Origin of the sequence: Cronobacter universalis NCTC 9529, assembly GCF_001277175.1 — a bacterium.
Classification (GTDB): Bacteria; Pseudomonadota; Gammaproteobacteria; order Enterobacterales; family Enterobacteriaceae; genus Cronobacter; species Cronobacter universalis.
In genome coordinates, this window is record NZ_CP012257.1 from 2,425,366 (window position 1) to 2,450,838 (window position 25,473).

General features: G+C 56.0%; 19 protein-coding genes, 2 tRNA genes and 1 other RNA gene. 10 read left to right on the plus strand and 12 right to left on the minus strand.

Annotated features, from left to right (window positions below; translation table 11 throughout):
- Positions 1–465: 465 nt before the first annotated feature.
- Positions 466–3,144 carry a bifunctional acetaldehyde-CoA/alcohol dehydrogenase gene (gene adhE, locus AFK65_RS11195; protein ID WP_038857023.1) on the plus strand — a complete coding sequence of 893 codons (2,679 nt, stop codon included), beginning with the start codon at positions 466–468 and terminating at the stop codon, positions 3,142–3,144.
- Positions 3,145–3,430: 286 nt separating this feature from the next.
- On the opposite strand, the gene tdk is transcribed toward adhE, so the two are convergent.
- Positions 3,431–4,036, minus strand: a complete 606-nt coding sequence (gene tdk / locus AFK65_RS11200; protein ID WP_007698442.1) for a thymidine kinase — start codon at positions 4,034–4,036, stop codon at positions 3,431–3,433.
- Between the two features lie 540 nt (positions 4,037–4,576).
- On the opposite strand from tdk, the gene hns reads away from it, so the two are divergent.
- Positions 4,577–4,990 (plus strand): histone-like nucleoid-structuring protein H-NS, encoded by a 414-nt coding sequence (gene hns, locus AFK65_RS11205; protein WP_007679581.1) that lies wholly within the window; start codon positions 4,577–4,579, stop codon positions 4,988–4,990.
- A 115-nt stretch (positions 4,991–5,105) separates the two neighbouring features.
- Here the strand turns inward: hns and AFK65_RS11210 are convergent, their stop codons facing one another.
- The 4 genes from AFK65_RS11210 to rssB all read right to left on the minus strand — a co-directional run bounded on the left by AFK65_RS11210 (position 5,106) and on the right by rssB (position 9,619).
- Positions 5,106–6,119: an NAD-dependent epimerase gene (locus AFK65_RS11210; RefSeq protein WP_038857019.1), complete on the minus strand. Its 1,014-nt coding sequence runs from the start codon at positions 6,117–6,119 to the stop codon at positions 5,106–5,108.
- Positions 6,120–6,133: 14 nt separating this feature from the next.
- Positions 6,134–7,474, minus strand: coding sequence for a UDP-glucose dehydrogenase family protein (locus tag AFK65_RS11215; RefSeq protein WP_007698476.1), 1,341 nt, complete (start codon positions 7,472–7,474; stop codon positions 6,134–6,136).
- 21 nt (positions 7,475–7,495) lie between these two features.
- Positions 7,496–8,404 carry a UTP--glucose-1-phosphate uridylyltransferase GalU gene (gene galU, locus AFK65_RS11220; RefSeq protein WP_007698477.1) on the minus strand — a complete coding sequence of 303 codons (909 nt, stop codon included), beginning with the start codon at positions 8,402–8,404 and terminating at the stop codon, positions 7,496–7,498.
- A 201-nt stretch (positions 8,405–8,605) separates the two neighbouring features.
- On the minus strand, positions 8,606–9,619 hold the full coding sequence (gene rssB, locus AFK65_RS11225) for a two-component system response regulator RssB (RefSeq protein ID WP_007775600.1): 1,014 nt from the start codon (positions 9,617–9,619) through the stop codon (positions 8,606–8,608).
- Between the two features lie 356 nt (positions 9,620–9,975).
- Between rssB and AFK65_RS11230 the strand changes: the two genes are divergently transcribed.
- The 5 genes from AFK65_RS11230 (at position 9,976) to AFK65_RS11245 (ending at position 11,870) form a co-directional block, all read left to right on the plus strand.
- Positions 9,976–10,434, plus strand: a complete 459-nt coding sequence (locus tag AFK65_RS11230; protein ID WP_071602510.1) for a YchJ family protein — start codon at positions 9,976–9,978, stop codon at positions 10,432–10,434.
- A gap of 51 nt (positions 10,435–10,485) precedes the next feature.
- Complete coding sequence (gene purU / locus AFK65_RS11235; RefSeq protein ID WP_007698482.1) at positions 10,486–11,328, plus strand: formyltetrahydrofolate deformylase; 843 nt, start codon at positions 10,486–10,488, stop codon at positions 11,326–11,328.
- A 168-nt stretch (positions 11,329–11,496) separates the two neighbouring features.
- Positions 11,497–11,637: non-coding RNA, RtT sRNA (locus tag AFK65_RS21065), on the plus strand.
- Between the two features lie 27 nt (positions 11,638–11,664).
- Positions 11,665–11,749, plus strand: a tRNA-Tyr gene (locus AFK65_RS11240).
- A 36-nt stretch (positions 11,750–11,785) separates the two neighbouring features.
- A tRNA-Tyr gene (locus AFK65_RS11245) sits at positions 11,786–11,870 on the plus strand.
- 126 nt (positions 11,871–11,996) lie between these two features.
- Here the strand turns inward: AFK65_RS11245 and AFK65_RS11250 are convergent.
- Positions 11,997–12,776: a helix-turn-helix transcriptional regulator gene (locus AFK65_RS11250; protein ID WP_007698486.1), complete on the minus strand. Its 780-nt coding sequence runs from the start codon at positions 12,774–12,776 to the stop codon at positions 11,997–11,999.
- Positions 12,777–12,894: 118 nt separating this feature from the next.
- On the opposite strand from AFK65_RS11250, the gene AFK65_RS11255 reads away from it, so the two are divergent.
- The gene (locus tag AFK65_RS11255; protein ID WP_007698487.1) at positions 12,895–14,088 is read left to right on the plus strand and encodes a YbfB/YjiJ family MFS transporter; all 1,194 of its coding nucleotides are present in this window, start codon (positions 12,895–12,897) and stop codon (positions 14,086–14,088) included.
- 20 nt (positions 14,089–14,108) lie between these two features.
- Here the strand turns inward: AFK65_RS11255 and AFK65_RS11260 are convergent, their stop codons facing one another.
- A complete protein-coding gene (locus AFK65_RS11260; RefSeq protein WP_007698489.1) occupies positions 14,109–15,563 on the minus strand; it encodes an MFS transporter in 1,455 nt (484 codons plus the stop codon).
- Positions 15,564–15,666: 103 nt separating this feature from the next.
- Between AFK65_RS11260 and AFK65_RS11265 the strand changes: the two genes are divergently transcribed.
- A complete protein-coding gene (locus tag AFK65_RS11265; RefSeq protein ID WP_038857015.1) occupies positions 15,667–16,464 on the plus strand; it encodes a helix-turn-helix transcriptional regulator in 798 nt (265 codons plus the stop codon).
- Positions 16,465–16,538: 74 nt separating this feature from the next.
- Here the strand turns inward: AFK65_RS11265 and AFK65_RS11270 are convergent, their stop codons facing one another.
- Positions 16,539–17,309 (minus strand): SDR family oxidoreductase, encoded by a 771-nt coding sequence (locus tag AFK65_RS11270; protein ID WP_007698494.1) that lies wholly within the window; start codon positions 17,307–17,309, stop codon positions 16,539–16,541.
- 94 nt (positions 17,310–17,403) lie between these two features.
- Here AFK65_RS11270 and AFK65_RS11275 point away from each other — a divergent pair, with 94 nt between their 5' ends.
- On the plus strand, positions 17,404–18,348 hold the full coding sequence (locus AFK65_RS11275) for an AraC family transcriptional regulator (RefSeq protein ID WP_038857013.1): 945 nt from the start codon (positions 17,404–17,406) through the stop codon (positions 18,346–18,348).
- 145 nt (positions 18,349–18,493) lie between these two features.
- On the opposite strand, the gene narI is transcribed toward AFK65_RS11275, so the two are convergent.
- The 4 genes from narI to AFK65_RS11295 are packed head-to-tail and all read right to left on the minus strand — an operon-like array spanning position 18,494 to position 25,156.
- Positions 18,494–19,171 carry a respiratory nitrate reductase subunit gamma gene (gene narI, locus AFK65_RS11280; protein WP_007698498.1) on the minus strand — a complete coding sequence of 226 codons (678 nt, stop codon included), beginning with the start codon at positions 19,169–19,171 and terminating at the stop codon, positions 18,494–18,496.
- On the minus strand, positions 19,171–19,881 hold the full coding sequence (gene narJ, locus AFK65_RS11285) for a nitrate reductase molybdenum cofactor assembly chaperone (RefSeq protein ID WP_038857012.1): 711 nt from the start codon (positions 19,879–19,881) through the stop codon (positions 19,171–19,173). Before narJ ends, narI begins: the two co-directional genes overlap by 1 nt.
- Positions 19,878–21,413 carry a nitrate reductase subunit beta gene (gene narH, locus AFK65_RS11290; RefSeq protein WP_038857009.1) on the minus strand — a complete coding sequence of 512 codons (1,536 nt, stop codon included), beginning with the start codon at positions 21,411–21,413 and terminating at the stop codon, positions 19,878–19,880. The genes narJ and narH overlap by 4 nt, the downstream gene beginning before the upstream one ends.
- The gene (locus AFK65_RS11295) at positions 21,410–25,156 is read right to left on the minus strand and encodes a nitrate reductase subunit alpha (RefSeq protein ID WP_038857007.1); all 3,747 of its coding nucleotides are present in this window, start codon (positions 25,154–25,156) and stop codon (positions 21,410–21,412) included. The genes narH and AFK65_RS11295 overlap by 4 nt, the downstream gene beginning before the upstream one ends.
- Positions 25,157–25,473: the final 317 nt, after the last annotated feature.

The window sequence follows — 25,473 nt, forward strand, 5'->3', positions numbered from 1 at the left end:
CTCCGCAGATTGGTAAGGCAACGGCGTGCGTAATGTAATCCAAAACCCCTGCTTACGCTACGCCATTGCACCTTTATACATTCCTGATCTTACGCCCGTTTGACCGCGTCGACCTGTGTTATGCTTTTGTTGAGTTTATGGTAATTTAAGTTTCTACAACTGTAGCAAATATATTAACCATCGCTGAATTGCCGTTATAAGGGCTGCTGAAAGGAGTCAGCATGGGGTTAAATTGATTTAGATCACGCTTTTGATAACCAGAAGTGAGTATCTTGATGATGCCGCCAGGGAGTAAGACATTTCCCACAGAAATGTTTTCGGGCAAGGCTCTTTTAGTAAATCAGCGGGGGTTTAGGGTCGTTGTGCTGGTAAACCTGTCTGTAACGCGCGCTGTTTGGGGCTGACTATACTGTCGTTTCGAGCAGATGATTTACTAAAAGAGTTTAACATTATCAGGAGAGCATTATGGCTGTTACTAATGTCGCTGAACTAAACGCCCTCGTCGAGCGCGTCAAGAAAGCCCAGCGTGAATATGCCAACTTCACCCAAGAACAGGTTGACAAAATCTTCCGCGCCGCCGCTCTGGCCGCTGCAGATGCTCGAATCCCCCTCGCTAAAATGGCCGTTGCCGAATCCGGAATGGGTATCGTCGAAGATAAAGTGATCAAAAACCACTTTGCTTCTGAATATATCTACAACGCCTATAAAGATGAGAAGACCTGCGGCATCCTCGATGAAGATGACACCTTTGGTACTATCACCATCGCTGAACCTATCGGCATCATCTGCGGTATCGTTCCGACGACTAACCCGACCTCTACCGCCATCTTTAAATCGCTGATCAGCCTGAAAACCCGTAACGCGATCATCTTCTCCCCGCATCCGCGTGCGAAAGACGCGACGAATAAAGCAGCGGATATCGTGCTGCAAGCCGCCATCGCCGCCGGCGCGCCGAAAGACCTGATCGGCTGGATTGATCAGCCTTCCGTTGAACTGTCTAACGCGCTCATGCATCACCCGGATATCAACCTGATTCTGGCCACCGGTGGCCCGGGCATGGTGAAAGCAGCCTACAGCTCCGGTAAACCTGCTATCGGCGTAGGCGCCGGTAACACCCCGGTTGTTATCGACGAAACCGCCGATATCAAACGCGCCGTTGCTTCTATCCTGATGTCGAAAACCTTCGACAACGGCGTTATCTGCGCATCTGAACAGTCAGTTATCGTTGTTGATTCAGTCTATGACGCGGTGCGCGAACGTTTTGCGAGCCACGGCGGCTACCTGCTGCAGGGCGCTGAACTGAAAGCAGTTCAAAATATCATTCTGAAAAACGGCGGCCTGAACGCGGCTATCGTTGGTCAGCCGGCAGTGAAAATCGCGGAAATGGCAGGCATTAACGTGCCGTCCAGCACCAAGATTCTGATTGGCGAAGTCTCGCTGGTTGATGAAAGCGAGCCGTTCGCTCACGAGAAACTCTCTCCGACCCTTGCGATGTACCGCGCGAAAGATTTTGAAGATGCGGTAGAAAAAGCGGAAAAACTGGTCGCGATGGGCGGTATCGGCCACACCTCCTGCCTGTACACCGATCAGGATAACCAGCCGGCTCGCGTCACCTTCTTCGGCGACAAAATGAAAACCGCGCGTATTCTTATCAACACGCCGGCTTCTCAGGGTGGTATCGGGGATCTCTACAACTTCAAGCTGGCACCGTCTCTGACGCTGGGTTGCGGCTCATGGGGTGGTAACTCCATCTCTGAAAACGTTGGTCCTAAGCACCTGATCAACAAGAAAACCGTTGCTAAGCGAGCTGAAAACATGTTGTGGCATAAACTTCCGAAATCTATCTACTTCCGTCGCGGCTCACTGCCGATTGCGCTGGATGAAGTGATTACTGATGGTCACAAACGCGCCATGATCGTGACTGACCGCTTCCTGTTCAATAACGGTTACGCCGATCAGATCACCTCTGTGCTGAAAGCGGCTGGCGTTGAAACTGAAGTGTTCTTTGAAGTCGAAGCTGACCCGACGCTGAGCGTCGTACGCAAAGGCGCCGAGCTGATGAACTCCTTTAAACCGGACGTTATCATCGCGCTGGGCGGCGGTTCCCCGATGGATGCCGCGAAAATCATGTGGGTCATGTATGAACACCCGGAAACCCACTTCGAAGAGCTGGCGCTGCGCTTTATGGATATCCGTAAACGTATCTACAAGTTCCCGAAAATGGGCGTGAAAGCGAAAATGATCGCCGTCACCACCACCTCCGGTACCGGTTCTGAAGTGACACCGTTTGCAGTAGTTACCGACGACGAAACCGGCCAGAAATATCCGCTGGCGGACTACGCGCTGACCCCGGATATGGCGATTGTCGACGCCAACCTGGTGATGGACATGCCGAAATCGCTCTGCGCCTTTGGCGGCCTGGATGCGGTCACCCACGCGCTGGAAGCTTACGTTTCCGTACTGGCGTCTGAATTCTCCGATGGCCAGGCGCTGCAGGCACTGAAACTGCTGAAAGAAAACCTGCCGGCGTCCTACCATGAAGGTTCGAAAAACCCGGTAGCGCGTGAACGTGTACACAGCGCGGCCACCATCGCCGGTATCGCGTTTGCGAACGCCTTCCTGGGCGTGTGCCACTCTATGGCGCATAAACTGGGTTCACAGTTCCACATTCCGCACGGTCTGGCGAACGCCCTGCTGATCTCCAACGTTATCCGCTATAACGCGAACGATAACCCGACCAAGCAGACCGCGTTTAGCCAGTACGACCGTCCGCAGGCGCGTCGTCGTTATGCTGAAGTGGCTGACCATCTGGGTCTCTCCGCTCCGGGCGACCGTACCGCAGCGAAAATTGAGAAACTGCTGGCATGGCTGGAAAGCATCAAAGCTGAACTGGGTATTCCGAAATCTATCCGTGAAGCAGGCGTTCAGGAAGCTGACTTCCTGGCTAATGTCGACAAGCTCTCTGAAGATGCCTTCGATGACCAGTGTACTGGCGCTAACCCGCGTTATCCGCTGATCGCCGAGCTGAAACAGATTCTGCTGGATAGCTTCTACGGTCGCGAATATAAGGAAGGCGCAGAGGCAGTGAAAGCCGAAGCCGCTCCTGTCGCGAAAGCGGACAAAAAAGCGAAGAAAACCGTTTAAGGTTATTGTCTGAGCGTAAAAACCCGCCGCCTGGCGGGTTTTTTTTGCCTTCTGCAAACCAGGCTGATGAATTGATTGCGGCGGGACACAGAAGCGCGGCTCATGAATGCCGCCACGCTCCGTAATCTTAAGAAACAGCCTCTGCGCGCAACCCCGGCCTGATAAATACGGCTTACAGCACTACCTGTCACCGCACCAGCCCCATATGCAGACCTCCATAAAAAAGCCTCAGCGCGTCTCTGAGGCTTTTTCCGACAGGAAACGAGGAATCCCTGAAGAGCGCGCTTTAATGACCCTGCACCGCCTTTAAAGAGCCCTTCTCCAGCGCTTCTTTATAATGCTTACGGCACACCGAAACATAGCGCTCATTCCCGCCAATAACGACCTGTTCGCCTTCATTATAGGGCCGCCCCTCATGGTCAAGACGAAGCACCATACCCGCCTTACGACCGCAAAAGCAGACGGTTTTCAGTTCCACCAGTTTATCGGACCACGCCAGCAGATACTGACTTCCCCCAAAGAGTTCGCCACGGAAATCGGTGCGAAGACCATAACAGAGCACGGGAATATCCAGCTTGTCGACCACTTCAGAAAGCGCATAAACCTGCTCACGCGTTAAAAACTGGCTTTCATCCACCAGCACGCAATGAACCGGGGCTTCATGGTGGGCGTCGCGAATATCTTCGAATAAAGAGGTCTCAACATTATAAAGCCGTGCAGGCGAGGATAATCCTATACGGGAACTCACCTTGCCTGCGCCAAAACGATCGTCAATTTCCGCGGTATAAACCAGCGTACGCATTCCCCTTTCCTGGTAGTTATATGACGACTGGAGTAATGCTGTCGATTTACCGGCATTCATTGCCGAATAGTAGAAATAAAGTTGCGCCATCTGCTCGATAACCCTGGCTTAAGTGTTGGTACGTTGCCGCCAGTGTATCATATTCTCTGCGGCTGGCATGCAGCCGCCCAGGCCCGGTACGACATTTCTTATATAGCGATACGCGAAAGGAACAACGCTCAACACTTTGAAACAAATTGCCCCTGCTATTGTGGATAAAGTGTGGAGAGAACGCCCATTTTAGCCTGTTAATCTAATAGACGTGGCTTACTGACTATTCTAATAAGAACCTGTCCTGGGCCACTGAAGCATCCACTAATAGATAGGCCGGATATTTTTCATAGCCGATAATAATCCCTTAAAAAATGGTGTTTCTCTGGAGAATTGGCGCCTGATGCCGCACAGGATGGGCACATTTTACCCCGGTAACGTTGTGCGTCAGTTCAAGAAAAATTTAAGTGTCACTTTTTAAAATGCGCACAAATAATCCGATATTTTGACTTCCTTACATTTCGGCCTATTGCAGAACTGAATTTAAGGCTCTATTATTACCTCAACACACCACCCCATTATAAGTTTGAGATTACTACAATGAGCGAAGCACTTAAAATTCTGAACAACATCCGTACTCTTCGTGCACAGGCGAGAGAATGTACTCTGGAAACTCTGGAAGAGATGCTGGAGAAATTAGAAGTGGTTGTTAATGAGCGCCGTGAAGAAGAAAGCGCCGCCGCTGCGGAAATCGAAGAACGTACTCGTAAATTACAGCAGTACCGTGAAATGCTGATCGCTGACGGTATTGACCCGAATGAATTGCTGAACAGCATGTCTGCCGCTAAAACCGGTACTAAAGCTAAACGTGCTGCGCGCCCGGCTAAATATCGTTATACCGACGAAAACGGCGAAAGCAAAACCTGGACCGGCCAGGGCCGTACGCCTGCTGTGATCAAAAAAGCGATCGACGAGCAGGGTAAACAACTGGACGATTTCCTGATTAAGGATTAATTCCGTTCAGACAGTGCTTTTGGTGCTGTATAAAAAAATCCCGCCCTGGCGGGATTTTTGTTTTTAAGGCCCCTCACAACAAGCAAGAGGCGCTTAGCGGCAGTAGCCGCAGGAGTTACCCTTCGACGTTATAAAACGCTTTATACCACTCCACAAAGCGTTTCACGCCCTCTTCTACCGAGGTCTGCGGTTTAAAGCCAATCACCTTATACAGCGCGGACGTATCGGCACTCGTTTCAAGCACATCGCCTGGCTGCATCGGCAGCATATTTTTCTGGGCCTCTTTGCCGAGCGCTTTTTCCAGCGCGGAAATATAATCCATTAACGCAACGGGAGAACTGTTGCCGATATTATAAACACGGTATGGCGCGGAGCTGGTGGCCGGAGAGCCGTTTTCCACGGTCCACTGCGGGTCAGCCTGCGGAATAACATCCTGCAAACGAACAATCGCCTCAGCAATATCGTCGATATAAGTAAAATCGCGGCGCATCTGGCCATGATTATAAACATCGATGCTGCTGCCTTTGACAATCGCCTGAGTAAATTTAAACAGCGCCATATCCGGACGACCCCAGGGGCCATATACGGTGAAAAAACGCAACCCTGTCGTCGGCAGACCATACAGATGCGAATAAGTATGCGACATCAGCTCATTGGCTTTTTTAGTGGCCGCATATAAAGAGACCGGATGATCAACAGAATCGTCGGTGGAAAAAGGCATTTTACGGTTCAGCCCGTAAACGGAGCTGGAAGACGCGTATAATAAATGCTCAACTTTATGATGGCGGCAACCTTCCAGCACGTTTAAATGCCCCGTCAGGTTGGCATCCGCATAAGCATGAGGATTTTCCAGCGAATAACGTACGCCCGCCTGCGCAGCCAGATGAATGACGCGCTGCGGCTGGTGTTGGGCAAATAACGTTTCCATCGCCTGACGATCTGCCAGATCAATTTTTTCGAAATGAAACGCGGTGTGTTGTTTAAGAAGATTGAGGCGGGCGAGTTTGAGGTTGACGTCATAATAATCATTCAGGTTATCGATACCGATAACCTGGTGACCGGCTGCCAGCAGACGTTCGCTAACATGAAAACCAATAAAGCCTGCTGCGCCGGTAACCAGAAATTTCATACGATCCTCATTAATTATGCAATGTTAATGGATGCTCCACGGCCGATTGCATAATAAACAAAGCCGCGTTTGCTGAGCCTTGCCGGATCATACAGGTTACGGCCATCAAAGATAACCGGTTCTTTCAGGGAATTTTTGATGAAATCAAAATCCGGCGCGCGGAATGCCTGCCACTCGGTGCAGATAATCAACGCGTCCGCGCCCTGCAGCGCCGCTTCTTTGGTGCCCATCAAACGCAAATCCGCACGATGGCCGTAAATACGCTGGGTTTCATCCATCGCTTCCGGATCGTAAGCCTGTACGGTCGCGCCATGTTTCCACAGCTCTTCCATCAGCACGCGGCTGGAGGCTTCACGCATATCGTCGGTATTTGGTTTAAAGGAGAGGCCCCACAACGCGAAAGTTTTGCCTTGCAGATTGTCACCGAAATGGCGGCGAATAAACTCCGGCAGTTTCATCTTCTGATCGTTGTTGACGTCTTCAACCGCTTTCAGCAGACGCGGCACGTAGCCGATATGCTCAGCGGTACGGATCAGCGCCTGAACGTCTTTCGGGAAGCAGGAGCCGCCGTAGCCGCAGCCAGGGTAGATAAAGTGGTAGCCGATACGGGAATCGGAACCGATACCCTGACGCACTTTCTCGACATCCGCGCCCAGGCGTTCCGCCAGGTTTGAGATCTCGTTCATAAAGCTGATTTTGGTCGCCAGCATGCAGTTGGCGGCATATTTGGTCAGCTCGGCGCTGCGGATATCCATCAGGATCATACGATCGTGATTGCGGTTAAACGGCTCATAGAGTTCGCGCAACAGTTCGACCACGTCGTCGTTATCGGTACCGACCACGATACGCTCAGGGCGCATGCAGTCGGCGACCGCCGCCCCTTCCTTGAGGAATTCCGGGTTGGAAACCACATCGAACGGGAAATCCGCGCCGCGCGCTTTCAGCGTTTCGCTCATTACCTGACGCACTTTGTCGGCAGTACCCACCGGAACGGTGGATTTATCCAGCACGACTTTATGGCTGGTCATATGCTGGGCGATAGTGCGCGCCACAGCCGTGACATATTTCAGATCAGCGGAGCCGTCTTCGTCCGGCGGCGTACCCACGGCGATAAACTGCATTACGCCGTGGTTAACCCCTTCTGCGGCGTCGGTGCTGAAATGCAGACGCCCTTCTTCGTAGTTTTTCTTCACCAGCGGCGTCAGGCCGGGCTCATAGATCGGGATGAGACCCTTTTTCAGGTTTTCAACCTTGTTGGCGTCGACGTCGATACACATCACGTCATGCCCAACTTCCGCCAGTACAGCGGCCTGTACCAGCCCTACGTAGCCAATACCAAATACGGTTACTTTCATTACGTTGTCCCGGGTGATTAATTACTTCTTGTCGCCGACGGTGTCGTTAAGCCAGGCTTTAAATTCTTCACCCAGCGTATTGTGGCGAATTCCGTATTCCACAAAGGCCTGCATGTAACCCAGTTTGTTGCCGCAGTCGTGGCTTTTGCCTTTCATGTGGTAGGCTTCGACGGTTTCTTTATCCATCAGCATCGCGATGGAGTCGGTCAGCTGGATCTCATCACCCGCTCCCGGAGGGGTTTTCGCCAGCAGAGGCCAGATATCCGCGCCAAGCACATAACGACCGACAACCGCGAGGTTAGACGGCGCCACGTCGGCTTTCGGTTTCTCAACGATGCCCACCATCGGCACGCTGTCGCCCGCCTGCAGTTGCGCGCCCTGGCAATCCACCACGCCGTACGCGGTTACGTCTTCTACCGGCTCCACCATAATCTGGCTGCGGCCTGTTTCGTCGAAACGCTTAATCATTTCCGCCAGGTTGTCCTGGGAGAGATCGGATTCAAATTCATCGAGGATAACGTCCGGCAGGATCACCGCCACCGGCTCATTGCCGACGACCGGATGCGCGCACATTACCGCATGGCCCAGGCCTTTCGCGAGACCCTGACGCACCTGCATGATGGTCACATGCGGCGGGCAGATGGACTGCACTTCTTCCAGCAGCTGGCGCTTAACGCGTTTTTCCAGCATCGCTTCGAGTTCAAAGCTGGTATCGAAGTGGTTTTCGATGGAATTTTTTGAGGAGTGAGTGACCAGAACAATCTCAGTAATGCCGGCGGCAATACACTCATTAACGACATACTGAATTAACGGTTTATCCACCAGCGGCAGCATCTCTTTTGGAATCGCCTTCGTGGCCGGCAACATCCTGGTTCCTAATCCCGCAACCGGGATTACTGCTTTTTTCACTTTCGAATTAATGGCAGCCATTGAATATTCTCCTGGACTGTTCAAGTTTCACACTTGTTCGTCAATTAAAAACGCGTTCGAGTATATCAGTTAAAAAATGGGGAAAGAGTCTGAATACCCTTGCGTCATGGCAATTTAGGACAAATACGAAGAAAACTGACGCGATATTACCACCTGAGCAGATAGCCGAGAAAAGCTATCTGCATCAGATAAATCAAATGCTCATTCCGCAGACAACATGAGTCTTAAGCGGCCGCCTGCGCCCCAGACCTGGCACTGCCAGGACTCGCAACGCTGGCTGATTTGATTTAAGTAAGTATTACCCAGAGTGCCTAAAGGGACACCATTGCTGAGCTGAATTTGGTTATCTCCGGTATTTAACGTCGCGTTAAGACCCGCGGAGACTAATATGAGGTTTTTTAATTCGCTGTGGTAATAACCTACCAGTAAAGGAAACTGTCCATACAAATTCGCCTGGCGTAACAATTGGTTTACCTGCTTAAGTAAAGCCCCAAGCTCAGGTAAACGCTGGCGTTGTTGCGACAGCTGTTCCTGAAGTAATCCATTAAACAATGCGCGTAATAACAACGCGGCCAACACGCCATTGTCACCGGCGCGCGTCACATCGAGGCAATAAAACGCCAGATCGTTGTCGGAGATAGGCGCAATATCCAGCACCAGCCCCAGTTCATCGGCGGCGACCAGCTGGCGGTAATTCACGCGGCAATGCGACATCACCTGCTGTACCGGCGGCTGTAGCTCTTTGAGCAATTTCGCCGCGGCGTGAGGGTTATTGACCAGGGCGTCCCAGTCCTGGAACAGCCGCTCTTCTTCCTCGACGCGCGAATTAAACATATTGGGATAGAGACAGGCGTAAACGGTTTCACGCAACCGGTTAAAATCTTTGACGGGTTTTAGCAGCACGTCCTGCACGCCAAGGCGCAGCGCTTTGGCGATATCAGACATATTGTCCGTCGCGGAAATCACCAGAATCGGGGTTTGATTGCCGTCGTTGCGCAGACGCTCAATCAGCTTCAGGCCATTCATTCGCGGCATTTCCAGATCGCAAATCAGCAGATCTGGCGCGGCGTCGTGCATTTTCTCGAGCGCGTCAACGCCATCTTCGGCAAGATGCGTCTGCGCGCCCAGCGATGAAAGCCATGCGTCAAGCATCGAACGAAAAACGGCTTCATCTTCAACGATGAGGATCTGTTTGCCGGCTAATGGTTGCGTCATCTCTCCCCCCCTGAATGACTTGTTGCCAAGTTTGGCATGCTCAGGCGGGCTGTGCCTGTCAGAATTGCCCGAAGAATGTCAGCGCAACAGGAAGAAACATAACGCTTTTGCGCCTGGTGCAATGAAGCGAGGGTGATAGGGCCCTGTGACCAAAAGATAAACTGCAGCATGTGGATACTTTATTTTATACCTTTGTGTAAGGCTAAGCCTTGCTGTGTGTAGGTCTGCCCCGGCATCAGGCGCCGCGGGCGTAAAAGTCTGCATATCAGGCGGCGGCGTGGCATCAAGGCCGTCGCTCGGTTAACATAGTGCCGCTGTGGCGTTTAACGCCTTAATTTTGTCCTCAAGGAGAAATCGTGTCGCAACTTTGTCCTTGCGGTAGCGCTCTGGAGTATAGCCTATGTTGCCAGCCTTATCTTTCTGGTAACAAGAGCGCAGCCCTTGCATCACAACTTATGCGCTCTCGCTACTGCGCTTTCGTGATGAAAAATGCGGATTATCTGATAAAGACCTGGCATCCCGCCTGCCAGGCAGACAGCTTTCGAACCGATATCGAAGCGGGTTTTGCCCATACACAGTGGCTTGGCCTGACGATTTTTGAAGAAGCGCCTGGTCATACCGAAAGCGAAGCGTACGTCAGTTTCGTGGCGCGTTTCCAGGAAAATGGCAAATCCGGCGCGATTATTGAGCGTTCGCGTTTTCTGAACGAACAGGGCCGCTGGTACTATATCGACGGCGCCCGCCCGGTTTTTGGACGTAACGACCCCTGTCCCTGCGGCTCCGGGAAAAAATTTAAAAAGTGTTGCGGGCAATAATACCGCTGACTGACAACACACTGGCAAACCATCAACAGGATCACCCCTGCAATGCAAGCATTACAACGTAAAGTACTGCGCACCATCTGCCCGGATCAGAAAGGGCTCATCGCGCGCATCACCAATATTTGCTACAAGCACGAGCTGAACATTGTGCAGAACAATGAGTTCGTCGATCACCGCACCGGCCGCTTCTTTATGCGCACCGAGCTGGAAGGCATTTTCAATGACGCCACGCTGCTGGCCGACCTCGACAGCGCCCTGCCTGCGGGCTCCGTACGCGAACTGAACCCGGCCGGGCGCCGCCGCATCGTCATTCTGGTGACCAAAGAGGCGCACTGTCTCGGCGATTTGCTGATGAAAGCTAACTACGGCGGTCTGGATGTCGACATCGCCGCGGTTATCGGCAACCACGAGACGTTGCGTCCGTTGGTTGAGCGTTTCGATATTCCATTCGAGCTGGTGAGCCATGAAGGGCTGACCCGCGAAGCGCACGATAACCTGATGGCGGACGCCATCGCGGCGCACGAGCCGGATTACGTGGTGCTGGCGAAGTATATGCGCGTCCTGACGCCGGATTTTGTCGCCCGCTTCCCGAACAAGATTATCAATATTCACCACTCGTTCCTGCCGGCGTTCATCGGCGCACGTCCTTATCATCAGGCGTATGAGCGCGGCGTAAAAATCATCGGCGCGACCGCGCACTATGTGAATGACAATCTGGATGAAGGCCCAATCATTATGCAGGACGTGATCCATGTGGATCACACCTATACCGCGGAAGATATGATGCGCGCCGGACGCGACGTTGAGAAAAACGTGCTTAGCCGCGCGCTCTATCAGGTGCTGGCCCAGCGCGTGTTTGTTTACGGCAACCGGACGATTATTCTGTAAGTTATTGCCCGTTTCTGTTTAGGTTTAAAACGTTACGGGCAAAAAGTACGCAAACAATCGTTATTCACTAACGGAAGGCTTTACAGGGGCGCGACATTTGGTATGATGCGCCCCGCTTCCCGCAGCGGAGGCAGGCCAGTAAAAAGCATTACCCCGTGGTGGGGTTCCCGAGCGTACATCAGGGAGCTGACTGCAAATCTGCCGTCATCGACTTCGAAGGTTCGACTCGAGCGTAGTGAGAGAACGTTGCCGCAGGCAACGGACCGTAGGGTGAGTCGCGAAGCGACGAATAATCCTTCCTGACTACGATAATGCAAATAAAGCGTTTTACCCCGTGGTGGGGTTCCCGAGCGGCCAAAGGGAGCAGACTGTAAATCTGCCGTCATCGACTTCGAAGGTTCGAATCCTTCCCCCACCACCATCTCACGCAGTACCTCTACAATATGAATTACCCCGTGGTGGGGTTCCCGAGCGGCCAAAGGGAGCAGACTGTAAATCTGCCGTCACAGACTTCGAAGGTTCGAATCCTTCCCCCACCACCATCTCCTTTGAATATCTCCCCAGACTGATACACTCTCCTGCCTTGCATATGCTTTGAACCGGGGAAGGATGAGATCCTTCAACAAGGACTCGGGTCGAGCGATAACGAGAGATCAGGGCATTTGCCTTCAGCCGGTTTTCGCTCCGTGCGCCATATAAAAAATCAGGTACATGCCCGGCGCGCTTTCCACCTCCAGCGAGGTAAAGGTAAAAGAGTTAATCTGCCCGTGGATATCTATAATCGTCTTGTTTCCCGCCCCCACTTTTTTAACCTCATGACAGTTCCACATCGTGCGGAAATCAGCGCTTCTGGATAACAGATCGTCGATCACCTCTTCAAACGCCTGTGCCCGGTTGCTGGCGGCATAGTAAGAGCGAAACGCGGAAATCGTGTGCCTGGCGGCCTTATCCCAGTCGTGAATACGCGTGCGGTAATCCTCACACAGGAACATCAGCTTCAGGGAGTTGCGATCTTTTACGGGCATCACCGACCAGTCAAAGAAAAGCGTTCGGGCGGCCTCGTTCCAGTAAAGGATATCCATATTAGCCAGCCGGACGAAGGCCGGGTGAGGATGAAGCGCATCGACCATAGCGACCACTTCGGGGGGAAGCGCTGAATACACCTGATGAGTGCTGTTTTTACCAAAAATCAGCGCCTCAAGGTATTCCTGCTCGGCCGGTGAAAGCTGCAACACCTTTCCGATGCGCTGTATGGCGGCCGGCGAGATGCTTATCTCCCTGCCCTGTTCAAGCCAGGTATACCAGCTGACGCTTACCGCCGCCAGTTGCGCCACCTCTTCACGCCGCAGGCCCTTGACGCGCCGGTTCTGCACGCTGAAGCCATAGCGCTCAGGGTTCAGACGCGCCCGGTGGCGGGTCAAGAAATTTTTAACGTCGTCTCTGCGCAAACTCGCGGCTCCAGGGTATGACTCTCAGTCACAGGATAAATCGCCCCATTTTTCACAGACCGATCGTTGTTTAGTATCGCCGGCCAGATTACGACATCCAACCGGAGTAAAGCAAAGTATGTCTGTGCAGTCCTTCTCTGATGAGCAAAGAAACGCCTGGAGCCTGAAAAAAAGCGTCATGACAATGCTGACGGGGATGGTAACCCTGATTGTCGTTATGGGCATGGGTCGATTTTCGCTGACGCCTCAGATCCCGCTGATGATAGCAGACGGGCATTTAACCCTTTCCAGCGCCGGCATACTGGCCGCGATGAACTATATCGGCTATCTGGGCGGCGCCGTGCACGTCAGCCGGTTGAAAGCGCATCATGCGGTCTACCTGAAAACCGGTTTGCTGGTTACAGCGCTGGTGACCTTACTCTCCGGATTTACCACTAATTTTTCGCTGCAGTGTCTGTATCGCTTTGTGGCTGGCACAGGAGGCGCATGGGCGCTGATTATTGTCACATCATGGACGCAGTTGATGCTTGGCACTCACGGGGCGCCGCGCATGTCAGCCGCGGTCTTTACCGGACCGGGCGCCGGTATCACCCTGACAGGTTTGCTGGCCTGGGCTATGGCAGGCCATCATGTAAACGCTGAAGGCGCATGGATGGTGTATGGCGGCGTTGCAGTTGTCGGCGCAGCGCTGATATGGAAACAGCTTCCGGCGTCATTGCCTGTGCGTCAGACCCAGGCGCAGCCCGTAAGCATGAGCCGCGAGCTCAAAATCCTCCTGGCCGCTTATACGCTGGCAGGCTTTGGCTACATCCTGCCCGCGACCTTTCTCTCACAGATGGCGCGGGAGGTGTTCGCCGGAGGAGCGCTGGCGGCTTTTTTCTGGCCGTTGTTTGGCCTCTCCGCGGTCGCGGGCGTACTGCTGGTTATCCTGTTTGCCGCCCGCATTGACACGCGCAACACGCTTGCCCTGACGATGCTGCTGCAGGGGGCGGGCGTGGCCATGCCGGTCCTGATGCCGGGAGCCGCGGGTTTATTCATTGCCACGATCATGACCGGGCTGGGTTTTCTCTCGATTATGCAACTGACCATGAGGCTTGCCCGTCAGGTGACCACCGGACCGGTAGCAACAACGGTGGCCTTGCTGACCTCCGGCTATGCGACAGGCCAGCTTACGGGCCCGCTGATATCGTCGGCCAGCGTCCACCTGACGGGCTCACTCCAGCCAGCCTTACTTATTGCGGCGCTGGGATTAGCAAGCGCAGGCGTGATGATTCTTTTGGGTATCCGCTCACGCCGGGACGATCCGGCATAACCGGCACGGATGAAGCGCCATCAGCATCTTGCCCGCTGCGTTTTTACCAGAATCAGCAACAGCAGGCAGGTAGCGACAGCCGCTCCGAGGTTGTACAGCATCCCGGACACAAACGCACAGGCATACTGTCCGGCTTGTGGCAGAGACGTCGCCTCTGAAAGCGCGCCATGAAACAGGATGCCAACAACGGCGATGCCCAGCGCCGCGCCAACCTGCTGCACGGTCGATATCACGCCGGATGCCATGCCCGATTCCGCTTCGTCGACGAAACCCAGCACCAGGTTCAGTAAGGGCGTCATAATGTAACCCTGACCGGCGCCGATCATCATCAGCGCCGGGATCAGCGTCGCAAGTTTTAGTTCAGCGCCAGAAATTCCGACCTGCGCCATTAACACCCCGATAAAAACCGCATAGATGAGGCCGCCCCAAAACAGGGTCCGGGTTCCCTTTTTCGCCACCAGACGCGGCGCCGCCAGCGATGCCAGCACAAAGCCTACGCTACAGGGCGCAAACAGGCTTCCCGCCAGAAAAGGATCCAGCCCCATCCCCGTCTGCGCCAGTAAGGCAAAGCAGAGGAAAAATGAACTGGAGGTCGAGTAGACCAGCAGCACCAGTAACGTGCCCAGCGCAAACTGGCGCTTCGACATCAGACGCATATCAACCAGCAGCCACTTCCCTGCTCTGCGGCGTCGTTCCTGTTGCCGGTAAAAAAGCGCGAGCAACACCAGCGCCGCACCCGGCGACCACAAGCTCCACGCAGGCCAGCCCTGCGCCGGCCCCTCGATTAGCGGAACCAGTAACAGCGTCAGCCCGATGCTGACCAGCGCCACGCCCGTCCAGTCCAGCTGAGGCCTCTGCGGGGCGGTAGATTCGGGAATAGCGCGTGCCGCGAGAATGGCGATCGCCCCCACCGGTATATTGATGAGAAAAATGTTACGCCAGCTCAGCCCGAACAGATCGACATGTACCAGCCAACCGCCCAACACCTGACCGGCAATCGCGGCCAGGCCCAGCGTCATCCCCAGCAGGCCAAAGGCTTTGCGTCTGTCATCGCCCTCAAAGTTAACCCGAATGGAGGCATATACCTGCGGGAACAGCAGCGCCGCCGCCAGCCCCTGCAAGACACGGGCGCTGATAAGATAACCGATGCCGGGCGCCAGGCCGCAACACGCTGATGCCAGGGTAAAGCCCGCCATACCGATAATGAACAGCCGGCGGCGGCCGAACCGGTCGCCCAGCCGCCCGCCGGTAATCAGCAGCACGCCAAAAGCGAGTTCATACCCAGCGACGACGAGACTAATCTGCGCGAAATCCGCGCGCAGCCCGCTCTGAATGCCGGGAATGGCGACATTGACGACAAACAGATCGAAAATAGTGACGAACCCCGCGAGGAGGAGTACGGACAAACCTGCCCAGGGCGGCGCGGCGCGGGAGGCGCGTTTGGCCGGCATCGTAAAGGAGTGGAGTGATTTCATATCGCATATCCATTGTCTGAAGAATATGCGACGATTCTCACCGCCCTGTTAAACCATTACAATTTAACAGTTTATGCTATTACTTAAAGCAATGAGATAAGCGATGCGAACACTGAACCGAACGCGTACCGATCTGGCCGCCTTTCTGCGGGCGCAGCGGGAGCGCCTGTCACCCGCCGATGTCGGCCTTCCCAGCGGCACCCGACGCCGGACGCCGGGGCTTCGGCGTGAAGAGGTCGCGGCGCTGGCGGGCGTCGGCCTCACCTGGTACACCTGGCTTGAACAGGGCCGGGATATCGGGGTGTCGTCCACTTTTCTGGATAATCTGGCCCGGGTGCTGAAACTGGATGCCGCAGAACGTCGACACTTGTTTATGCTGGCGCATGAGCGCCCGCCGGCCGAGCCCGGTAAGACCTGGTGCGTGCTGCCGCCCCTGGTGCGGCGTCTGATGCATGACCTGCCGCACCCCGCGTTTGTGCTCAATCTGCGCTGGGACGTGCTGGGATTTAACGCCCCCGCCGATGCGCTGTTTCATTTCGCGCGTCATCAACCCGAGCGGCGTAACCTTCTCTGGCTTCTGTTCACCGATCCCGCTCTTCGGACGCGGGTGGTTGACTGGGAGGAACAGGCTCCGCTGATGCTCTCAAGCTTTCGCCGCGACTTCACGCGCGCCAGCCAAAGTACAGATATTCAGGAACTGGTCGATGAGCTGGAACATGTCTCGCCAGAGTTCAAAACCTGGTGGCGTCAGCACCACGTTCACGCGCCCTGCAACGGCGTTCGCCGTTTGCTGATAGAAGAAAACCCCGTGCCGTTCGAATTTACGTCTCTGACCGTGGATGAAGACCGGCATCTGAGGCTGGTGGTCTACGCGCGACAACAAGAGGCGACGCCCCCGTAAGCCGTAAGCGCGCTTGCCGCGTGGCTCAGAAAGAGAGAGGGACTCCCCTCTCTTCTATACCTTCGCCCGGCTACTCAGTAAGCAAACGGGGAATGTTGCTGCGCTTGTGTAAGAAATTGCATGGCATCCTCACCCGCCGCGGTGTACAGCGGCGCGTTTGGATCGCGAGCCACGGCAAAAATAGCATTCGCCACGTCATCGGCGTGCGTCACGGGCGAGTCGGCATTGCCTGCCTGGCGGATAAATTCATCCACCATTTTCCCATACGCCAGATCGTCACGCCCGCCAAAATACGCCCTGGCGTTTTCGCCAAATTTCGTTTCGGGCGAGCGCCCCGGTAACACCACATGAACGCGAATACCAAAGGGGCGAACCTCAAGGGCTAATGACTCGCTCCAGGCATTCAGCGCCGCTTTACTCGCCCGATAAACCCCAATCAGCGGCATCGCTTTGGTGGTGACAGAGGACGACACATTGATGATCACGCCTGACTGTCTCTCTCGCATCAGCGGGAGAAACGCCTGCGTTAATAACAGCGTGCCCAGAATATTGGTATTCATTAATTGCCGCGCGGTCGCAAGCGGCGTCAGTTCAACCGGGACCGGCGCGCCGACGCCTGCATTATTCACCAGCAGATCAATCGCGCCCGCTTTTTTCACGACCTCAGTGATGCTCTCTTCAGACGTGAGATCCAGCGGCAGGATAGTCAGCCGGTCACTTTCAGGGAAAAGCGTCGGATCCGGCGTTCTCATGGTGGCGATCACCTTCCAGCCTTTGTCTAAAAAAAGTTGTGCTGTGGCCAGCCCGAAACCTGAAGAGCATCCGGTAATCAGTGCAGTTGACATGGTTAATCCTCTCTGTTGGCAAGAGCGGCAATCATAGCCGTCGCCAGCTGGACAATATATAATCAAAAATCCGCTTAACTTTAGAGAGCGTCCAGTGGCAGATCCCTTAACCGATATTGTTACGTTACTCAATCCCAGGCCCACGCGTGCAAAACTCGTTGAGGGTGCAGGCCAGTGGCGTATTCTCCGCGAGTCTACGGGCGAGGCGTTTTACTGCGCCGTGCTGCAGGGCGAATGCCTGATGAGCATCAACGGTAAAGCTCCCCGATTGCTGGTTGCCGGTGATTTCATTCTGATCCCCGCCACATACACCTTTGAGACCACCAGCGCGGGCGCCGCGCCGCCCGCGGCTATCTCAATGCCAACCCTCCTCGGCGACGGGCACGTAAGAATTGGCGCAACGACGGGGCCGGCTGAGCTGCTGATGAATGTGGGTCATTGTGAATTCGACACGCCGGACAAAGCGCTTATCGTCGCGTTACTCCCGAACGCGATCCTGATTAAAGGACAACGCCGTTTCGTCACGCTCTTCGAACTCCTGCTGGATGAAAGCCGGGCCCGACGTCCGGGGCGTGACGTGGTCATGACGCATCTTTTGCAACTGTTGCTGGTTGAGTCGTTGCGAAGCGATCCGGAGCTCGCGAAAACGGCAGGTATTCTGCGCGGGTTACAACACGAAAAGATCGCCACCGCGCTGCATCTTATTCATGAAAAACCCGGCGCGGACTGGCAAATCGCGCAGCTCGCCCGTGAGTGCGCCATGTCCCGCTCCTCTTTTTTCGCCACCTTCAGCGAGATCGTCGGCATGTCTCCCATGCAATACCTGCTTTTCTGGCGCATGTCGCTTGCCAGAAAAGCCCTGATAAGCGGCCAGGAAAACGTCGAACAGATTGCGTTGCGAACAGGCTACCAGTCGGCGAGCGCGTTCAGCGTCGCCTTCGCGAAACACGCCGGCATGCCGCCGGGTGAATTTCGCCGCCGGAGCAGAACTGCGCGGTCGGTTCAGACAGCCCTGCACAAGGAGGAGCCGTTGACCTGATGATGGGCATCACCGGTCACAGCGTTTTTTAGCCCGGTGAAAATCAGGGAAAGAAAGAGAAGCGGGCAACGCCGTAACCGCCTGTAAAGCCGTAAAAAAAACGCCAGGCCCGACGGGACTGGCGTTTGGCGTTGCGGAAAAAACCTTAGCGACGCGCGCGCACCACCTGGTATCTGCGGGTCAGATACTCGACCGGCGCGCTCCAGACATGCACCAGGCGGGTGAACGGGAACACCAGGAACAGCGTCATACCGAGCACCAGATGCACGCGGTAGATAAACGCCACGCCGTCCAGATGCTCAGCCGCGCCGCTGCGGAACGTCACAATACTCTGCGCCCAGCCCACCAGCTTCATCATCTCGCTGCCGTCCATATGCTGTGCAGAGAACGGTATGGTGATAAGGCCGAGCGTACACTGCGTCAGCAGCAGCGCCAGGATCAGGATATCGGCGCCGGTGGAGGTCGCGCGCACGCGCGGGCTGAACAGGCGACGCTTCAGCAGCAGCAGGCCGCCAACGAGCGTCATCGCGCCGAAGATCCCGCCTGCGATCATCGCCAGTTGCTGTTTCACGGCAATCGGCAGGAACGATTCATACATCCAGTGCGGCGTCAGCATCCCGAACAGGTGGCCGAAGAAAATCCCGAGAATACCGAAATGAAACAGGTTTGAAGCCATATTCATCCCTTTGCGGTCCAGCATCTGGCTGGAGGCGGCGCGCCAGGTGTACTGCCCGTAGTCGTAACGCAGCCAGCTGCCCACCAGGAATACCGTACCGGCAATGTACGGGTAGATACTAAAGAAGAACATATTCAGGAAGTGCATTATTGCTGTCCTCCGGCAGAGATATTCAGATATTGCGGAGCGACCGCTCCGGCGAAGCGGCGCTGGTGCGCGGCGATGTCAGACTCGCCGCAGCCCTGGTCGGCGAAGAATTTCACCTGTTCTTCTTCCCAGACGGCGTCCAGCGCCTGCGGCGTGTCGTCGCGCGCCTCAGCGGCGATTTTCTCGCGCACGTTGCGGGTATCCACCTGCGTGTCGGACAGCGCCATCAGCAGATCAAACAGTACCGCGTAGCGGCTTTCGCGCTGCTGAAGACGCGCGCCGAGCAGCGCCAGGATCGGCGCGATATCCCGCAGGCCGTTGATGGCGTCCTGCGCCGGAAGCTGCGCCAGGTACTCCAGATAGAGCGGCAGATGGTCCGGCAGCTCGCGGCTGTCAAGCGTAAGCCCCGCGCGTTCATACTGCGCCAGCAGATCCACCATAGCCTGGCCGCGATCGCGCGATTCGCCATGCACATGCTCGAACAGCAGCAGCGAGGTGGCGCGACCGCGGTCGAACAGCTCGCCGTAAGCCGCCTGCGCATCCAGCAGATCTTCCTGCAGCAGATCGCGGATAAACACGCCCAGATGATGGGCGTTTTGCAGCGACAGATGTTGCGTCTCTGCCAGCGCGTCGAACAGCTCCTGCTGATGCTGCCACAGGGCAGCATCCGGGTACTCCAGCAGGCGGGAGATAATCAGCAGTTCGGTCATTGGCGCGGCTCCGTTTTCACCGTCACGTCGATAGCGTCGATGCGGCGGCTGTTGAACAGGTTGAATTTGCTGTCCGAACCGTGGCAGCCATCGCCAAAGCTAAAGCCGCAGCCGTTACGTTCCGGGAACGCGTCGCGCGCCAGCTCACGGTGGCTCGACGGCACCACGAAGCGGTCTTCGTAGTTCGCGATAGCCAGATAACGGTACATCTCCTGCGCCTGCGCTTCGGTCAGGCCCACCTCTTCCAGCGCGCGGGTATCGTTCACGCCGTCAACGGTTTCCGCACGTTTGTAGTGACGCATCGCGAGCATGCGTTTCAGCGCGAGCAGCACCGGCGCGGTATCGCCCGCGGTCAGCAGGTTCGCCAGGTACTGCACCGGAATACGCAGGCTGTCGACATCCGGCAGAATGCCGTTGCGGCCAAGCTCGCCCGCGTCGGCGGCAGACTGAATCGGCGACAGCGGCGGCACGTACCAGACCATCGGCAGCGTGCGGTATTCCGGGTGCAGCGGCAGCGCCAGCTTCCAGTCCATCGCCAGTTTCCACACCGGCGACTGCTGCGCCGCGTCAATCACGCTCTGCGGCACGCCATCTTTCAGCGCCTGCTCAATGACCGCCGGATCGTTCGGGTCGAGGAACACATCCAGCTGACGCTGGTAGAGATCGGTTTCATGCTCGGTGCTCGCCGCCTGTTCGATGGCGTCCGCGTCATACAGCAGCACGCCGAGGTAACGGATGCGGCCTACGCAGGTTTCGGAGCAGACTGTCGGCATCCCCGCTTCGATACGCGGATAGCAGAAGATGCACTTCTCGGATTTCCCGCTCTTCCAGTTGAAGTAGATTTTTTTGTACGGGCAGCCGGTGATGCACATGCGCCAGCCGCGGCATTTGTCCTGGTCGATCAGCACGATGCCGTCTTCTTCGCGCTTGTAAATCGCGCCGCTCGGGCAGGTCGCCACGCACGCCGGGTTCAGGCAGTGCTCGCACAGGCGCGGCAGATACATCATGAAGGTGTTTTCGAACTGGCCGTACATCGCCTTCTGCATGTTTTCGAAGTTCTTGTCCTGCGAACGCTTCTCGAACTCGCCGCCCAGGATCTCCTCCCAGTTCGGGCCGGTTTCGATTTTATTCATCCGCTGGCCGGTAATTTTCGAGCGCGGGCGGGCAATCGGCTGGTGTTTACCTTCCGGCGCGTTATGCAGATGCTGGTAGTCGAAGTCGAACGGCTCGTAGTAGTCGTCAATGCCCGGCAGATGCGGGTTGGCGAAAATTTTGCCCAGCAGCATCCCGCGGCCGCCCATACGCGGCTGCAGTTTGCCGTTGATTTTGCGCACCCAGCCGCCCTTCCATTTCTCCTGGTTTTCCCAGTCGTTCGGGAAGCCGACGCCCGGCTTGCTTTCGACGTTGTTGAACCAGGCGTATTCCATCCCTTCGCGGCTGGTCCAGACGTTTTTACAGGTCACCGAACAGGTGTGGCAGCCGATGCACTTATCAAGATTCAGCACCATGCCGACTTGTGAACGAATTTTCATTTTACGCTCTCCTGTTTCTGGTCGTTGCCTTCGCCGTCCAACCAGTCAATGTTCTTCATCTTACGTACCACCACAAACTCATCGCGGTTAGAGCCGACGGTGCCGTAGTAGTTAAAGCCGTAGGCCAGTTGCGCGTAGCCGCCAATCATATGGGTCGGTTTCGGGCTGATGCGGGTCACCGAGTTATGGATGCCGCCGCGCTGGCCGGTGATTTCCGACCCCGGAATATTCACGATGCGTTCCTGCGCGTGATACATCATCGTCATCCCGGCAGGCACACGCTGGCTCACCACCGCACGGGCGGTCAGCGCGCCGTTGGCGTTAAACACTTCAATCCAGTCGTTATCCGCAATGCCGAGATCTTTCGCGTCGTCCTCGCTCATCCAGACAATCGGGCCGCCGCGCGACAGCGTCAGCATCAGCAGGTTGTCGCTGTAGGTGGAGTGAATGCCCCATTTCTGGTGCGGCGTCAGGAAGTTCAGCGCCTTCTCCGGGTTGCCATTGGATTTCTGCCCCATCACGGCTTTCACCGAACGGGTATCGATCGGCGGGCGATACACCAGCAGGCTCTCGCCGAAATCGCGCATCCACGGGTGATCCTGATAGAGCTGCTGACGGCCAGAGAGCGTGCGCCACGGGATCAGCTCGTGAACGTTGGTATAACCGGCGTTGTAAGAAACATGCTCATCTTCAAGCCCGGACCAGGTGGGGCTGGAGATGATTTTGCGCGGCTGCGCCTGGATATCGCGGAAGCGAATCTTCTCGTCTTCTTTGTTCAGCGCGAGATGCGTATGGTCGCGGCCGGTGAATTCACTCAGCGCCGCCCAGGCTTTTACCGCCACCTGACCGTTGGTTTCCGGCGCGAGCGTTAAGATCATCTCGGCGGCGTCAATCGCGGTGTTCAGCATTGGCTGGCCTTTGGCCGGGCCGTCCTGCTTGGTGTAGTTAAGCTTGCGCAGCAGATCCATTTCGCTCCGGGTATTCCAGGAGATGCCCTTGCCGCCGTTGCCGATGGTGTCGAGCAGCGGGCCGATGGAGGTAAAGCGCTCATACGTCGCCGGGTAGTCGCGCTGCACCGCAATGATGTGCGGCGCGGTTTTGCCGGGGATCAGGTCGCATTCGCCTTTTTTCCAGTCTTTCACATCCAGCGGCTGCGCCAGTTCGGCGGCGGAGTCGTGCTGAATAGGCAGCGTGACGACGTCGGTTTCCACGCCGAGATGGCCAACGCACAGCTCAGAGAATTTCTTCGCGATGCCTTTGTAAATCTCCCAGTCGCTTTTGGATTCCCAGGCCGGGTCCACCGCGGCGGAAAGCGGATGAATAAACGGATGCATATCCGAAGTATTCATGTCGTCTTTCTCATACCAGGTGGCGGTCGGCAGCACGATATCGGAATAGAGACAGGTGCTGGAGAGACGGAAATCGAGCGTCACCACCAGATCCAGTTTGCCGTCGAGGCCGTTGTCCTGCCATTCGATCTCTTCGGGCTTCACGCCGCCCTGCTGGCCCAGATCTTTGCCCTGAATGCCGTTCTCGGTGCCGAGCAGGTATTTGAGCATGTACTCATGCCCTTTACCGGAAGAGCCAAGCAGGTTGGAGCGCCAGACGAACAGGTTGCGCGGGTGGTTTTTGCCGTTTTCCGGCTCTTCGGCCGCGAAGCGAATGTCGCCCGATTTCAGCGCGCTCACGGTGTAATCCACCGGGCTCATTCCGGCGGCGTCCGCCGCGGCTTTGATGCGCAGCGGGTTAGTGCCAAGCTGCGGCGCGGACGGCAGCCAGCCCATGCGCTCGGCGCGCACGTTAAAGTCGATCAGATGGCCGCTGTAGCGTGATTTATCCGCGAGCGGCGACAGCAGATCGTCGGTCGTCAGGGATTCATAGCGCCACTGGCTGGAGTGGTTATAGAAGAATGACGTGCTGTTCATATGACGCGGCGGACGGTTCCAGTCCAGCGCGAACGCCAGCGGCGTCCAGCCGGTTTGCGGACGCAGTTTCTCCTGGCCCACATAGTGCGCCCAGCCGCCGCCGCTCTGGCCGACGCAGCCGCAGAACACCAGCATATTGATAAGCCCACGGTAGTTCATGTCCATGTGATACCAGTGGTTCATACCGGCGCCGACGATGATCATCGAACGGCCATGCGTCTTGTCAGCGTTATCGGCAAACTCGCGGGCAGTACGAATAATCTGCGCGCGCGGCACGCCGGTCACCTGTTCGGCCCAGGCCGGGGTGTAGGCTTTCACATCGTCGTAGCTCGCCGCGCAGTTACCATCGCCAAGACCGCGATCCAGGCCGTAGTTGGCGAGCGTCAGGTCATAGACCGTCGCCACCAGCGCGCTGGAGCCGTCGGCAAGCTGCAGGCGTTTCACCGGCAGTTTATGCAGCAGGATGTTTTCAAGCTTCACGCTCTGGAAATGTTCGCTGCTTTCGCCGCCAAAATACGGGAAGCCAACCTCTGCCACCTCGTCGTGATGGCCCAGCAGCGAGAGGCGCAGTTCGGTCTCTTCGCCGGTGGCGCCATCGCGCTGCTCCAGGTTCCATTTGCCTTTTTCGCCCCAGCGGTAACCGATAGAGCCGTTCGGCGCGACCATATCGCCATCGCGGTTATCGAACGCGACGGTTTTCCATTCCGGGTTATTTTCCTGGCCCAGATTATCGACAAGATCCGAGGCGCGCAGCATACGGCCTGCGGCGTAGAAGCCGTCGCGCGCTTCGAGCATCACCAGCATCGGCATGTCGGTGTAGCGGCGAACGTAGTCGGTGAAATACTGGCTCGGTTTGTCGAGGTGGAATTCACGCAGCATGACGTGGCCCATCGCCAGCGCCATCGCGCTGTCGGTGCCCTGTTTCGGCGCCAGCCACAGGTCGCACAGTTTGGCGATTTCGGCGTAGTCCGGCGTGACCGCGACGGTTTTGGTGCCTTTATAGCGAACTTCAGTAAAGAAGTGGGCGTCCGGGGTACGGGTCTGCGGAACGTTAGAGCCCCAGGCGATGATGTAGCTGGAGTTATACCAGTCGGCGGATTCCGGCACGTCGGTTTGTTCGCCCCAGGTCATCGGCGAGGCGGGCGGCAGGTCGCAATACCAGTCGTAGAAGCTCAGGCAGGTACCGCCGATAAGCGACAGGTAACGCGCGCCGGAGGCGTAAGACACCATCGACATCGCCGGGATCGGCGAGAAGCCCGCGATGCGGTCGGGGCCGTAGGTTTTGGCGGTCCAGACGTTGGCCGCGGCGATAAGCTCATTCACTTCCTGCCAGGAGGAGCGCACAAAACCGCCGCGTCCGCGCGCCTGTTTGTAGCTTTTCGCCTTTTCGCTGTCTTGCATGATGGACGCCCAGGCGTTCACCGGATCGCTGTGCTGCGCTTTCGCTTCGCGCCACAGTTTGATCAGGCGTTTGCGCATCAGCGGATATTTCAGACGGTTGGCGCTGTAGAGATACCAGGAGTAGCTGGCCCCACGCGGGCAGCCGCGCGGCTCGTGGTTCGGCATATCGGGGCGGGTGCGCGGGTAGTCGGTCTGCTGGGTTTCCCAGGTGACGAGACCGTTTTTGACGTAAATCTTCCAGCTGCAGGAACCGGTGCAGTTAACGCCGTGGGTGGAGCGGACAATTTTGTCATGCTGCCAGCGTTGACGGTAACCCTCTTCCCAGTCCCGGTTCGTATCCAGAAGTTGTCCATGCCCATCGGCAAAGGTTTCGCCTTTCTGTTTGAAATAGCGGAACCTGTCCAGGAATTTACTCATCGGGGGTGTTCTCCTGTGTGGAGCCTGTTGGCTCTCTGGTCAAATCGACATTGGCTCAATGGACGGGACGGTAACGCGCGGATTAACCAGCAGAATTGACAACGATCAACGTGGTCTGGCTTAGAAAATGCCCGCCAGAACGCCAGTACCCCCAAAGGGTGATCTGACTAAATCAAACAACTCTTTGGATATATTATGTTTTTTACAAAAATGGCGTGTTTTTAAGCGGTTTCGGTTAACCGTCGGGTATTAAGGGGTAGTCTGAAAGTAACTGCTCTCCCCACCACGCTAATTTGCGGTTTTCCAGTGCGCCGTCC